The 14,650-nt window shown below is 49.2% G+C and carries 9 protein-coding genes; 3 read left to right on the top strand and 6 right to left on the bottom strand.

Annotated elements, in window-relative coordinates; translation table 11 throughout:
• Nucleotides 1-23 precede the first annotated feature (23 nt).
• The 6 genes from STSP2_RS06505 to STSP2_RS06480 all read right to left on the bottom strand — a co-directional run bounded on the left by STSP2_RS06505 (nt 24) and on the right by STSP2_RS06480 (nt 7,956).
• On the bottom strand, nt 24-1,559 hold the full coding sequence (locus STSP2_RS06505) for a sulfatase-like hydrolase/transferase (protein ID WP_146660982.1): 1,536 nt from the start codon (nt 1,557-1,559) through the stop codon (nt 24-26).
• 80 nt (nt 1,560-1,639) lie between these two features.
• The gene (locus tag STSP2_RS06500; RefSeq protein ID WP_146660980.1) at nt 1,640-3,169 is read right to left on the bottom strand and encodes an arylsulfatase; all 1,530 of its coding nucleotides are present in this window, start codon (nt 3,167-3,169) and stop codon (nt 1,640-1,642) included.
• Between the two features lie 72 nt (nt 3,170-3,241).
• Nucleotides 3,242-4,927 carry a FecR domain-containing protein gene (locus tag STSP2_RS06495; protein ID WP_146660978.1) on the bottom strand — a complete coding sequence of 562 codons (1,686 nt, stop codon included), beginning with the start codon at nt 4,925-4,927 and terminating at the stop codon, nt 3,242-3,244.
• Nucleotides 4,920-5,444, bottom strand: a complete 525-nt coding sequence (locus STSP2_RS06490) for a sigma-70 family RNA polymerase sigma factor (protein ID WP_169853038.1) — start codon at nt 5,442-5,444, stop codon at nt 4,920-4,922. Before STSP2_RS06490 ends, STSP2_RS06495 begins: the two co-directional genes overlap by 8 nt.
• Nucleotides 5,445-5,728: 284 nt before the next feature.
• Nucleotides 5,729-6,373: a CvpA family protein gene (locus tag STSP2_RS06485; RefSeq protein ID WP_146660974.1), complete on the bottom strand. Its 645-nt coding sequence runs from the start codon at nt 6,371-6,373 to the stop codon at nt 5,729-5,731.
• A gap of 2 nt (nt 6,374-6,375) precedes the next feature.
• The gene (locus tag STSP2_RS06480; RefSeq protein WP_146660972.1) at nt 6,376-7,956 is read right to left on the bottom strand and encodes a GspE/PulE family protein; all 1,581 of its coding nucleotides are present in this window, start codon (nt 7,954-7,956) and stop codon (nt 6,376-6,378) included.
• A gap of 438 nt (nt 7,957-8,394) precedes the next feature.
• Here STSP2_RS06480 and STSP2_RS06475 point away from each other — a divergent pair, with 438 nt between their 5' ends.
• The 3 genes from STSP2_RS06475 to STSP2_RS06465 all read left to right on the top strand — a co-directional run bounded on the left by STSP2_RS06475 (nt 8,395) and on the right by STSP2_RS06465 (nt 14,521).
• Complete coding sequence (locus STSP2_RS06475) at nt 8,395-8,901, top strand: chemotaxis protein CheW (protein ID WP_146660970.1); 507 nt, start codon at nt 8,395-8,397, stop codon at nt 8,899-8,901.
• 55 nt (nt 8,902-8,956) lie between these two features.
• Nucleotides 8,957-10,939: a HAMP domain-containing methyl-accepting chemotaxis protein gene (locus STSP2_RS06470; RefSeq protein ID WP_146660968.1), complete on the top strand. Its 1,983-nt coding sequence runs from the start codon at nt 8,957-8,959 to the stop codon at nt 10,937-10,939.
• A 78-nt stretch (nt 10,940-11,017) separates the two neighbouring features.
• Nucleotides 11,018-14,521 carry a PhnD/SsuA/transferrin family substrate-binding protein gene (locus STSP2_RS06465; RefSeq protein ID WP_169853037.1) on the top strand — a complete coding sequence of 1,168 codons (3,504 nt, stop codon included), beginning with the start codon at nt 11,018-11,020 and terminating at the stop codon, nt 14,519-14,521.
• The last annotated feature ends 129 nt before the right edge of the window (nt 14,522-14,650 follow it).

Here is a 14,650-nt window from a genome sequence, read left to right as displayed (position 1 = left end):
ATTAAGCCCTGCAGAACAACAGCTCAAGTGGTGGCCTTGCGCCGTCCCTTTTCGATCAGCTCGGCGAGCCTGGCTTCCATCTGTTTGACGCGATCAGGATGCTTTTCGGCAATATTATTAGCCTCGGCGATATCGTTCTCAACATCGTAGAGCTCGGGATTTTTGTTTCTTCTGACATATTTCCATTTGCCCTGACGCAGAGCAAGCGGACGAGCCTCTTCGATAATGTTGGGTGCTCCAGTTTTGTCTTTGCCCAGGAAGGCGTCAAGTGTATCGATACTATCCTGAGCCTGGTTGGTCTGAAGCTCAACGTTAAGCAGCTTTGCGAATGAAGCGAGAAGGTCGACCTGATTGACGAGAGCCTCCGACACGCCGGGTTTGACCTTGCCGGGCCAGCGAACAATGAACGGTACGCGTGTGCCGCCTTCGTATATCTGATACTTACCCCCGCGGAACGGTCCGGCTGCTCGGTGACCGCGATCTACGGGCTTTGTAGAGGTTCGAACGGTGGTGCCGTCCTTGTAGCCGTCGTCGTAAACGGGTCCGTTGTCGCTGGAGAAGATCACAATAGTATTTTCAGTCAGGCCGTGCTCTTCTAACGTTTTCATGATCTGACCCGTGCTCCAGTCGAACTGGACCATTGCATCACCACGGTAGCCGAGCTCAGACTTGCCCTGGAAACGCGGGTGCGGGGTGCGCGGCACGTGGATGTCCTGCGATGAAAAGTACAGGAAGAAAGGTTCGTCCTTGTTCTCAGCAACAAAATCTTTCATTTTGTCAACGAATACGTCGGCCATCCCTTCATCATCCCAGAGTGCGGACTTGCCGCCGTACATGTAGCCGATCCTGCCGATACCATTGATCACGCTGTTGTTGTGGCCATGAGAGCTTTCATAGTAGGTCATCGCTTCGCGGTTTTTCTTACCATCGGGATACTCGGTGCTTTGTTCATATTTTTTCTTTCTGCCGATCGAGATGGGGTCATCCGGGTCAAGGTTTACGACCTTGTGGCCGTCGAGGTAGACGCAGGGAACGCGGTCGTTGGTGTAGGGCAGAAGGAAGGAATAGTCGAAGCCGATTTCGAGCGGGCCGGGCTTCACTTCCTCGTTCCAGTTGGTCTCTTCGCCCTTCTTACCGAGGCCGAGGTGCCATTTGCCAACCACGCCTGTCTTGTAGCCTGCCTGTTTGAACACCTTGGGCATGGTCATGATGTCCGTGGGGATGATCAGTGGAGCGTTCGGCGGCAGGACACGGGCACCATATCTGAACGCCTGTATTCCGGTCAGGAGCGAAAAACGCGAAGGCGTGCAGGTTGCGGCAGTACAGTGGCCGTCGGTAAACATCAGGCCCTGTTCGGCGAGCTTGTCAATGTTGGGTGTGGGTATCTTTTCTGCACCGTATGCCCCGACATCACCGTAGCCAACGTCATCGCCGTAGATGATAACTACGTTAGGCTTCTTCACGGTTGCAGGTTTGGCTTGTGCCAGTTTTGCCATAGGGCCTGCTGCTGCGATGGAAGCTGCTGCCGCACAATTTTTTAGAAAGTCACGTCTATTCATTATTCTTCTCCTTGTGAAATATGAAGCCGTTCCAATGAATGAAACGGCTTCAGTTGTGTTAGCATTGAAATCTGCAAGAACTACTCGGTCCACTTTTTACGAGGTTCGCCCGGGAAGGGGAAGTACTCAGAAGGCGTGTGGGCCTCTTTCATTATCTTCTTGATCTTTGCGACCACTTCGGGATGCTTGTCGGCGACGTTGTCGGATTCATCGATATCTTTTTCGAGGTTGTAAAGCTTGATGGGTGTATCGACTGTCTTGTCGGTTCGGCGACGCACAGCCTTCCATTTGCCCATGCGGACGGCGATCTGCCTGTTGTATTCCCAATAAAGGTATTCATGCTTTTTCTGTTTTTCGTCTTTACTAAGCATGGTGGGCAGCATCGATATACCGCTGATGTCGTCCGGGGTTGGTGCACCCGCAGCAGCGGTACAGGTCGGAAGGACATCCCATATCGCGGAAATATGATCGGTGGTGGTGCCTGCTGGTATTCGGCCCGGCCATTTTGCAACCAGCGGGACGCGTATGCCGCCTTCGTAGACGGAGCACTTGAGGCCGCGGAGTGGTTCTACGCTGTCGAAGAAGTCCGCATCGCAGCCGCCGTTAAATGTGGTGCCATTATCGCTGGAGAACATGATCAGGGTATTTTCTTCGAGACCCAATTTCTCGAGGAGGTCCATGACCTTGCCGACATAATCGTCCATGCGGGTTATCATCGCTGCATAGGTAGCGTGAGGGGTCCTGTTGGGCAGATAGGCCTGGTCACCAAGGTATGGGTCGTCTTCCATGCCTTCGTATTGTTCGAGTGAATCCTCCGGGACCTGCAGCGCAACGTGTGGAATGGTGTAGGGCAGATAAAGGAAGAAGGGATTGTCCTTGTTACGTTTGACGAACTTTAGTGCCTCTTCGGTCATGAGATCCGGTGCATAGTCATTTCCGGAATACTGCTCGTAATTCTCAGGATCGTTGGGATTCTTGTCTTTGGGGAACCGCTGATGAGCGGAGAAATATTCGTTGTCCAGCTCGACCTTTTCAAGTCCTGCCGCAGAGTCTTTCCAGAGATGCGTGGGGTAATAGTTGTGGGCCTGACGCTGGCAGAGATAGCCGTAGAAGTAGTCGAAACCCTGCTTGTGCGGTTCGCCGGAGGTGTCCGGGCCGCCCAGTCCCCACTTGCCCATCGCACCAGTCGTGTAGCCGGCCTTTTTGAGGAGCTTGGGTAGAGTGACGGTATCGGCGGGCAATGGGAGCTGGCCTTCTCGGTTGCCGCGTTCCCAGCCGCCCAGCTCATAGTTGCTGCGAACAAAGCTGTGTCCAGTGTGCTTACCTTCGAGAAGGGTACTTCGTGTGGGAGCACATACCGGGCTGCCGGAATAATGCTGAGTAAATTTAACGCCCTGCTTTGCAATCCTGTCTATGTTAGGGGTTTTGATCTTTTCCTGTCCATAACAGCCCAGCTCAGAATAGCCCAGGTCATCAGCCATTATGTAAACGATATTTGGTTTGCTGCCTCTGGCCTTGGAGAGTTTGGACATGCTGGTAGCGGCACAGCCCTGCATACAAAAGGCCGCTGCACTTACGCCTGAGAGTTTGATAAAGCTCCGTCTATCCATGTGCACATTTCCTTTAAATAAACCTGATTTTATCTTGTGAATTATATATAAGAAACCGTCTTGAAACAACTTCTAGTTCTGCTGCTGCCGTTCGAAATATTCCAGTTCCAGAGCGGGCATTGCGAACATGCACCAGTCACCGAGCGGACTGTCGCCTCCATCGGTTGTGACAAGAGTCAGGTATCTGTCATTGTCACGAATGGAAATCGAACATGGCCGTCCTGTAAGCTCCGAATGGCTTGCGTGAATTTGAAATCTTACCTGCCCGTCGACGAGGACAAAGAAACCCGCTTTGTGTTTTTTTGGCGGGTTGCTGCCTGCGACTCCGCAAATAGCACTAAATGAGTCAATCCGCATGCCTGGATTGTCAGCTCTTATGCTGTCCAGATCAAAGGTTACACCGAGATTGGCGTGCATAGAGATTGCAGGTTTCTCCATGCTGCCGTAGCTGACGCCGTTAAGCAGCTTTCTGTTTTTGCTGAGCGTTTCGCTGCCTTGCTGGCCAAATCCGTTCGCAATGTTTCGATAAAACTTCCCCGTAGTGTCAGGGCAGGCGGCGAAGGTGTGGCCGGCAGAGCTGATCTGCTGTGGGGGCTCTGACGCGTTCGGGACGAATACACCGTCAACGTATTTCAATGATGCAACGGGACTGAACTTGCCGTCCGCTTTGCGAGAGCTGTATACGAACTGGTCGGCAACCTCGCCTGTCTTGGGGTGAATGACGCGTTCCTGCTGGCCAGTTCCAAAGCCATTTCCACCGCCTATGATATCCGCCAGGTCAAGCCTCTGACCGGGCCAGCCGAAAGCACCTTCAGGCGGAAGACTTTGAACGAATCCGGAGTGATTGCATTGCCAGGCATCCTCTGAAAGCGTTCCATTCTGGTTAGCTGCGGAAGCCTGCCCCGCCGAGAGTCTTATGGAGGATTCATACACCCGAGCATCAGATCCTGAGCGAAGGTCTACGCGTCCCTTGAAAACATGTGCCTCTGTCCTGCCCTGGGAATCGACACTGACACCGAATTCGGTGCCGTAGTCTACTACTGTTGCGCCGGGAGTGCGCACGGTAAAGCCTACATTGGGGCCATCCATTCGGGCAAAGACCCGTCCGCTGTGCAGGTAAATCTGATCCTCTCCCTCTACGTCGAACTCGGCCGGGGCCTGGACTATGAGTTTGGTCCCGTCGAAAAATGCCAGCTTAGCAAAACCCTGCTGTAAATGCATTTTTCCCATGCGGATGTCTGCACCGGGACTGGCTTCGAACTGGCTGGACCACTCTGCTCCTGCGTTTTCGACAAGGGTTGCGACTACCGGCGGTCGAGCGGGGGTAAAGATAAGGAGCATCGCGATAACGAACATTGCCGCACTGCTGAGTGCAGCGGTTGCCAGTGCAAATTTCGATATGACTCTCTTCCGCGATACTTCGACAGGGCTTGTGGGCCGCAACGACACATACCCGTCATCAGGTTGCTGCCTGGGGACATCAACAGCTTCAGCTAGCATTTCATTGGCAGCGAGAGCGGTCCACACCTCGTTGCTCATTCCAATTCCGCAGGAGTTGCAGTTTGTCCTGGCATCATGGAGTTCACTCTGCTTGCGAAGACCGACGGCAAGCGTGGTGATCTCGATGTACCGGTTGCGAGCCTCCGCAGATTTTTCGAGCAGCTCATTGAGGCAGGCAAGTCTTTCTGGGCTGATATTGCCCTCGATCAACTGGGTGACGAGACGGTCAAATTGTTTTTCCCTGAAAGGGCTATCCATTTGCGACCCCCCCGACTTGTCTGACGGTTCTTCGAACACAGCGAAGAAGCACGCTGTGTATCCGATCTACTGCACGATAGACAGCGTAGATCGAGATGCCGAGTGTGGATGCTACGTTTCGTGTTGTCTGATCGCTCTGGTATTTCAAGAGTATAAGTCTTCGGTCTTTTTCGTTAAGTTTGCTGAGACAATTTTTCAGAGCGTCCAATCGAAGCTCCGTATCGTTATTCTGCAGTTCCATTTCAGCCGATATCTGACCCACAGCATCAAGTGACAGGGCCGAACTTCTCTTTTTATCACGTTTTAGCCTTAGCACCTCGTAACGTGCTATGCTGGTGGCCCAGGCAACAAAGTTGGTTCCAGGCTCAAAATCATCAAATTTTCGCAGCATGATCGCTGTCACTTCCTGCATCAGATCGTCCGCGTCCGACCAATTTGGAACGAGAGTGAAAATGTAAGCGTAGATGCGCCCATGGTGAGTGGCCAAAAGGCGGACGAATCTATCTGCTTTGCTCATATCGGACATATGCAACCTTGGTTTGCATGAAGAATTTCACACCGACTCACTATTTTATGACACTGAACTGCCGCGAATGGCGGACAAAATTGCAAAAAAACTTTTTTTTGGGCTGCGGACGCAACTTACAAGCCTTACGAGGTCATGGAATACCTTAAAATCCTTCCTTACTAATTGCAGACCGCTACACCCTGCCAAATAGTATAGCACTTCAGGGAATGGAAATCCAGTGCGGCGAAGCGATGTCTTAGGTGACGTCTGAGCCGAGAAAGCAGAAACCTTGATTACTGAGCAGAAATAGGTGTTTCTTTGGATTCCGGCTTGTCGCCCCATTCGCCCTCTTGCTCGGGTCGCTGTGAATCTTCCTGCTGAGAAGGCGTGTAAAACTTACTTCCAGGGTCCACCAGCTCCATTGCCAACTGCAAAACAGAGTTTTCCTTGGGCTGAAGAGATATCTGTCCAACAAAGCTGCAGGTTGCCTGCACCGGATACAAAAAGGCCGCTTTGGGGCCCTTAGTCCCGTTGAGGAAATCCATGCAGGGCTTTCTCGTGATGGGCATAATGCAGAACGTAAACAGCAGGAAGCTGATAATCAGATAGCCCGAAATGAACCCAAGAGCACCCACTCCCAGAGTTTCGAAAAACGCGGGCAGAGTCACCTCAATGCGCCAGCCCAGTACGGCTGTAGAGATTATGTGTAGAACGACAAAAGAGAGAATTGCGATCAGAAGCATGCATGCGGCCAGATTGTATGGAAGTGCCTTTTCCTGGTCGCGAAGCAGATTGACTATCAGTGGTGCCGAAATTATCGCCAGATATATGGATACAGCCAGATTGAAGGATATCTGCCACATGGAATAAAAATTCATGTTTTTAAGACAGAGATATGCGGTCGCAAGTGCGGTTATTAGCAGCAGCCAGAATATCATAATCACCCGATCCTTGAGGTTACGCGTTTCACTTCATCCATCGTGGTCTGCCCGCTGACCACGAGCCTTAAACCCTGCTGACGGAGTATGTTTTTGCCCCTGGTATCGCCCTTCTTCTTAAATGCGCCCAGGTCAAGAGTACTGTTGACGATCTGGGACCTTACGTTCTCATCTATTGTCATGACATCCATGATGGCCATTCGACCGCTGAAGCCGGTGTTGCCGCAGCGTTTACAGCCGACCGGCTTCATGATGTTTCTTGCGTCTATGCCTTTTTGCTGGAACTGTTTAACCTTGTCCGGAGGAAGGTTAGCGGGCTTTTTGCAGTTATCACATAGGCGGCGAACAAGCCGCTGTGAGATAACCAGGCTCAATGCGGAACCAATCAGCAGTGGTTTTATGCCCAGGTCCATCAGGCGGACGAGGGTGGCGGCGTTGGAGCTGGAATGTATCGTCGCAAGCACGAGATGGCCCGTCTGAGATGCCTGCAGGGCCATGGCGGCGGTTTCGGCGTCACGTATCTCGCCGACGACAATTACGTCGGGATCCTGCCGGAGAATACTCCGGAGAGTGTTTGCGAATGTGATGTCGGCTTTGCGATTGACCTCGATCTGGCTGGCGTTTGGCAGGACGTGCTCGACCGGGTCCTCGACTGTGATGACATTGTGGCTGTCAAAGTCGATGGTGCTGAGCATAGCGTATAGCGAGGTTGTCTTGCCTGAGCCGGTCGGGCCGCAGACGAGGATCATGCCGCTGGGCTGTTTTACTGAATTGGATACGATCTGGTGGTGCTTTTTCGTCATATGCAGATCATCAAGGCGGAGCATACCGACTGACTGGTCGAGTACGCGGATGGATAGCTTCTCGCCGCCGAGCACGCCGGCGCTTGCGACTCGGAACTGTGCCCGGCCGTCGGATGTCTGGGCGATGAATGTGCCGTCCTGGGGTCGTCTGCGTTCTGCGATGTCCATGCCCGCGATGGCTTTGATGCTGTTGACTATGGCTGAACACCTGGTGTGTTCGATCTCTTCTGCGAGCCGAAGAAAACCGTCAACTCGGTACCGTACGGTGTCTATTCCGGAGGTTTTCGGGTCGATGAGGATATCTGATGCATGCTGCTCAAGGCCTTCGAGAATGATCTGTTCGGTATGATCGAGGGTCTCGCGGTCAACGCCCTGGCTGTCGGTTCCGTATATTTCGGCGAAACTGCGGCCGCTCGAGTCCAGCAGTTCGATCATCTTCTGGGGTTTGCGGGGGACAGCGGACTTTTTGAATATGTTCAACGTGAGGACGTCGGCGAGCTGGATCCTGCCATCCTGGATGCCTTTGGTGATCTCGACTACGTGAATCGTGAAAAGGATGAACGGGCCGATCAACAGCGCGAATGCGTTGGCGACTGGCTTGTGTTTCTTTGAGACCAGATTGCCGAATTCGATCCGCTGAACAGAATACATGCACAGGTATACCCAACAGACCAGAAAGATGAGTCTGGCCGGCCTGAATTCAGCCGGTACGGCAGCAAGGAGTCCCGAAATCTCGCTTGCGGCTGCAACGGGGGCGGTCATGATCGACTGAAAAGCCATGACTATGTCCTCGAAAACGAAAGCATTTTACGTGTGCAAACAAGATTAACCGGCTTTTCCATAAACGGCAAGTCCAAAATAGTGATATTGACATTTTATGAGCCGAATGCGAAGTCTTAAGCCTGGGTTGGGGGCAAATACACCTAATTGATCAACGGGTAATTGCCCCATACTCGGACGTAACTCCAAAAAAACTAGTAATTTCACCTGAGTGCTGATTCAGGGCAACTCCCGATAACATCTATAATTTTAGCAAGACTGTACTGATTCCACACTTTCTTAAGGACAGGTAACTACCTAAGAATAATTCTTAAGTGCCAATTGCAAGTTATAAATCTATTCTTATATCCCGAGTCTTAAACTATCAGTGCTGAAGTTAGTCAGATTGCCGTTAGATCAATCATTAGAGCTAAAACTATTAAATTTAAGGAGCAAATCATGGCTGAGACAAAAGCAACCGCTGCAAAGCGGGACAAGATGAGCTCCGATGCCGAGAAGTTTCTCACTTTCGCGTTGGGAGATGAGGAATTCGGAATCGGGATCATGAGTGTCCGCGAGATCATAGGGTGCATGGACGTCACCCCCCTGCCGCAGACGCCGCATTATGTGAAGGGAATCACAAACCTTCGCGGCCAGGTGATACCGGTGATCGACATCCGGGCCAAATTCGGTATGCAGGAAACGGAGGTCACGGACCAGACCTGCATCATCGTCATAGAGACCACTATTGACGGCAGACCCTTTTCGGCAGGCATTATCGTTGACCGGGTCTGCGAAGTGCTGGACATCGAGCAGAACCAGATTGACGACACGCCGCAGTTCGGCAGCGATGTGGATACGGACTTCATAATGGGTGTGGGAAAAGTCAATGAAGCCGTCAAGATCCTGCTGGACATCGACAAAGTCATCGGAACCAGCGATATGAGCGGAATACCGGGAATGTAATCAGAGAGCATCAGTAAGCACGTAAACAGAAAATGTACTATTTAGGAGACACGAAATGTTTAAGAATCTGAAATTGGGCGCAAAGATCGGCCTTGGGTTTGCTTTGCTTATAGTAATCGCATGTCTTTTAGGCGGCGTTGCTGTTTACAACATGAAGCGAGTGGGCACTTCTTCTGAAATGCTTGCCCAGGAATATGTGCCGGAAGTAAAAATGGCAAACGAACTGGAGCGTAATTCGCTTGGTACTATGTACTCCATGCGAGGCTATTCCTTCACCGGCGAGAACGAATACTTCCAGGAAGGCATGACCGGGCTGAGTGAAGTGGAAGAATGGCTCGGCAAATGTGAAGAGTTGGCAAACAATTCCGAGCATCTGGTCAAACTTCAAGAGCAGATCGATCAGGTCAAAAAGGACCTCGACTCTTACAAGAGCCTAGCCAGTAACACCAAAACCAAAAACGCTGCAATAGAGGCTGAAAGAGAACAGCTTGATACAAGCGCCCAGAACTATATGCAGGCATGCACCGCTTTTCTGAAAAGTCAGGAAAAGCAGTTCGAAGAGGAGATCACAACTGACACTTCGGCTGCAGCTTTGCGAGAGAGGATGCAAAAGGTTGGGCTGGTCAATGACATTATCGACATCGGTAATACAGTCCGGATAAGCGCTTTTAAATCTCAGGCCAGGCGTGACCCCTCTATTATCGAAGAAACCAGGCCGCAATTTGAAAAAATGATGGTAATGTTCGATGAACTTAAGGCTTTGACTAAGCTGGATGCAGACCTTCAAGCCATCGCAACAACCCGTAAGGCAGGTGAAAACTACCGTGATGCCATGTTCAATCTCAAGAAGAACTGGCTAGAGGTCCAGAGACTCGATGAGCAAATGGGTGAAAAGGGTGACGACGTAGTCGCTGCCGCACAAGCGGTTGCCAAGGCAGGTGTCGATAATACGGATGAAATCGCAACGATGGCTGAAGCTGCTTTGAGCACTTCCACAGTTATCATGATCGCGGGGCTTATTATCGCAGCCATTACCGGTACGGGTCTTGCGTTCTTTATCACGAGAAGCATCACCAAGCCGATCAACAGGATGATATCTGATCTGACCGAAGGATCCGAGCAGGTTGCTTCGGCGTCGGGTCAGGTTAGCAGTGCATCGCAGTCGCTTGCTGAGGGAGCAACCGAGCAGGCGGCAGGCCTTGAAGAGACATCGAGCAGTATCGAAGAGATGTCTTCTATGACCAAGCAGAACGCAGAAAACGCTCAGCAGGCTAATTCACTGTCGGACGAAGCGAAGAAGTCGGCTAACGAAGGTGATCAGTCGATGGAGAAGATGAACAAGGCCATCGCGGAGATACAGAAGTCCGCAGAAGAAACATCAAAGATCATCAAGGTTATCGATGAGATCGCGTTCCAGACTAATCTTCTGGCTCTGAATGCAGCGGTCGAAGCGGCCAGGGCAGGAGAGGCAGGCAAGGGATTTGCCGTTGTTGCTGAGGAGGTTCGCAATCTCGCGATGCGGTCCGCTGAAGCAGCCAAGGATACGACAGCGATGATCGATTCGTCAGTCAAGAACACCAATCAGGGTGTCGAGATCGCCGGCGAGGTCAGCAAGGTTCTCAAGGGAGTGATCGAGGGCGTGACAAAGACCAGCGACCTGGTCAGTGAGATCGCGGCAGCATCCAACGAACAGTCTCAGGGAATCGAGCAGATCAACACGGCTGTAACGCAGATGGATAAGGTAACCCAGCAGAACGCGGCAAATGCCGAGGAAAGCGCGAGTGCTTCCGAAGAGCTCAGCGCCCAGGCAGAACAGATGCAGGGCATTGTTCGCGAACTGACGAGCCTTGTAGGCGGTTCGTCGAGCACTGTCGATCTGAAGACAGCCGGCAAAACTACGAAGAAAAGCAGATCAGCCGGACATCTTAACAGCTCGGATCATACGTTCCACCAGATAGCAAACAAGAAGTCTGACAACAGCCAGGCATCTCAGGAAATACCCCTGGACGAAAACGATTTCGCCAAGTTCAATTCGTAATCTAGCTTAAAAACCGTGGCGGGCATGACCAAACAGGTCGTGCCCGTCATTGATTATCAACGACAAGGGACTGCCATAATGACCAATGCAGATAATCACCAATTTGAAGTAGCATCGAAAAGAATTAAACTGCATATATTTGCCTTAGTCTTGGGCATTTTGTGTGTTGGAGAACTATTCAACACTAGGCTTTACGCTTCCGAATCTGCAGTGACGACAGATTCAAGTGATACTTTCAAAGTCGGAGTGTTAGCAAACAAAGACATATATAAATGTATCAGAGAATGGCAGAGCACGGCTGACTATCTCAGCGACAAACTGAACAGACAGTTTATATTGGTCCCCTTAAAGTTCAAAGAAATTGACGAAGCAAGTAAGAACAAAAGAATCGATTTTCTAATTGGCAATACTTACATAGGAATCCTTACGGAGATAAATTATTCTGCAAAGCCGATAGCCACACTTGCCAGGAAAGGACCAGAAGGCATATTAAGCAGATATGCCGGGGTCATCTTCTGCCGGTCAGATAATAGAGACATCAATAAATTATCTGATATTAAGGGTAATCATATTGCGGCTGTTGACCGGAATTCATTTGGCGGATGGATAATGGCACAACGGTTATTCAAAAAATCCGGCATTAATTTGTCAGATCGACAGGGCCGGGTTAAATACACGAAGAATCATGAAACAGTCGTCAAAGATGTTCTAAGCGGAACGGCAGCGGCGGGTCTGGTTCGCACTGGAGTACTGGAGAGCATGGCTGAACGCGGCCTTATTGATATAGAGGAAATAAAAGTACTCAATTCACATGAAAATCGTTCAGGTTTTCCTTATTTAAGATCAACACGCCTCTATCCGGAATGGCCGTTCATGGCTCTGGAACATATCAGTGAAGAAACCGCCTTGAACGTAGCTATAGCGCTTTTGAATATGCCCGCAGGCAGTGGAGTGGGCATTGAAAGTGGTTTCGAAGGATGGGCAGTCCCACAAAACGACCGGGAGGTTCATCTGTGCCTCAAAGAGTTGAGAATAGGGCCTTACGAGAATTACTTCAGCAATGCCATGCTTACGACATTACGTCATTACTGGCCAATATTAATTGCACTTGCCATACTGATTCTTGTTGTAATTGCCTTTGCTGCTCATATTCATAGAAACAATATAAAACTCAATAGAGTCGCAAATTCTGTTAGTGAAAAAATGCATTCAATCATCGAAACTAAGTCATCCTCTGAAACACAAAAGATATTACATGCAAAATCTGTGAATTGCCATAAAGCTATGAAGTGTAATAACACTAGCTGCCCCGCATATAAAGAAGACGAGCCCGTAAGATGCTGGGAGATAGTCGGAACATTTTGCAATAACACCGTGCAGGGTAATTATGCACAAAAGCTTAAAACCTGCAAATCCTGTCAAGTATACAAAGATGTCTGCAAGAATCCAATTGAAAATTTATCTCTGTCATTCAACACCATGTTATCTGTGCTTGCAGAGAGGGAAACCGAACTTAAAACAAGCCGAGATTCTGCCATTTCATTATACAAGGAATCAGAAGATTCTAAATTAGCTGCAGAGTGTGAGAGAGCCAAACTCAAGTCCATGATATCGGGAATGGAAGAGGGCGTTGTTTTTGCGGACCCTGACAATGTGATTGTAGAAGTCAACGATTACTTTTGCAGTTTCCTGAATATTGACCAAAAAGAGATTATTGGCAAATCTATCGATGAACTGCACAATGGTAATGTTCGGAAGCGTGTCCTTGAAATGATAGATCAATACAGAACAAGACAAAAAACAGAGCCGCTCACAATTCAACGAGCTATCGGCAAATCGGAAGTCATTCTCAGGGTTCAGCCAATTTACCGGAATGATGATTACGACGGAGTTCTTCTCAATGTTATAGATGTAACGGAGCTCGTAGAAGCCAAGAAGAATTCCGAACAAGCAAAATGTGAGCTCGAAAAGACCAACCAATACCTCGAAATGCAGACTGCTATCGCCAACGATATGGCCGCTGAAGCGGAGATGGCAAATGCATACAAGAGCCAGTTCCTTGCGAACATGAGCCATGAGATAAGAACTCCAATGAATGCAATAATAGGATTCTCGGAAATGCTGGCCGAGGAACCTTTGGACCATCAGCAAAAAACACATGTTGATATAGTCAGGAATTCGGCCACAAATCTGTTGAATATCATCAATGACATACTGGACTATTCGAAGATCGAAGCAGGCAAACTGGACGTCGATAAAAAAACGTTTTCACTAAACGAGCTGTTGAGAAGTGTCGAATCGATGATGCATGCGCGAGCTGTTGAGAAAGAAATTGAGTTCAAAATACTGGAAGAGACAAGTCTGCCGCCTAAAATATTCTCCGACCCTAACAGGCTGAATCAATGCCTTATAAACCTGGTAAATAATGCTGTCAAATTCACTGATACGGGCCATGTTTATGTGAGAGTCAGAAATTTCGAAGAAAGCGGCAATCAATATATATCTTTATCAGTTGAGGATACAGGAATTGGGATTTCAAAAGCGAGACAACAGAGTATTTTTGAATCATTCACTCAGGAGGACGGAAGTACCACCAGGAAATATGGAGGTACGGGCTTGGGTCTGACAATCACTAAAAAGCTTACCGAGCTAATGGATGGCACCCTTACGCTGGAAAGTACAAAAGGGGAAGGGTCGATCTTTACGATCACTATTCCGTCTGGCATCGAAAACTTAAAGAGCGACAGCCCCAACCTTTATACATATAAACAGAAAAAGTCTGAATTCGTAAAGGATGAAGTTTACAGTTTCAAGGGTGAAGTACTGGTGGCCGAGGATGTAAAGACCAACCAGCTCCTGATAAAGCAGATGCTTTCAAAACTGGGGGTATCTGTCACTATTGTAGGGGACGGGAAGAAAGCTGTCGATCAAACAGAAAAGGATAGATATGATTTGATATTCCTGGACATACAGATGCCGCATATGAATGGATATGAAGCGGCCAAACTGATCAAGAAACGAAAAATCTCAGTGCCGATTGTCGCATTGACAGCCAATGCTATGAGCGGAGATAAGGAAAAATGCCTTGCAAATGGTTTTGACGACTATCTTTCCAAGCCAATTCAGCGTGGTGAGCTGATTCGAATCCTGGACAAACACATTGAAAGAAGCAGTGAAAATCCGGCGGAAAGTGCAAAAAGTCATGACAGAAATTCTGAAATTGACAGGACCGATATTAACACCAGTGAAGAAGATTTGCGAGAAGGCTTGAAGCTGGATTTGAATTGGACGGAGCTGGTTGCACGTGCGGGAGGAATAGATAATGCGGAAATGTTAATTGAAATCTGGCATGAAGATATGTGTGAAACAATAGCAGAACTCAAACAAGCTGTAAGCAGAAAAGATCGAGATCGCATCAGCTCGCTTGCTCACAAGATAAAAGGATCAGCAGCGAATATCACAGTAGAATCGGTAAGAAAAAACGCTGAAACTCTCGAACTTAGTGCATTGAATTGCAGCTTCAAAGAAATCGAAGGCTTGATCGAAACTTTTGAGAGTTTTACTTACAGTCCTAAGGTGTGATTTTGTCATCCTGCCTATCATAGAATTAGCAAACAGCACAGACGTTTTCATATTCAACATAAAAACAGACTCTCCTGAAAGGAGAGCCTGCACAAGCCTTTACAGGCTTAGACGGAGGAGTGTGTGTTT

This window comes from Anaerohalosphaera lusitana, from assembly GCF_002007645.1.
In the GTDB taxonomy this organism is placed as follows: Bacteria; Planctomycetota; Phycisphaerae; order Sedimentisphaerales; family Anaerohalosphaeraceae; genus Anaerohalosphaera; species Anaerohalosphaera lusitana.
This window is presented reverse-complemented; position numbering and strand designations above follow the sequence as displayed.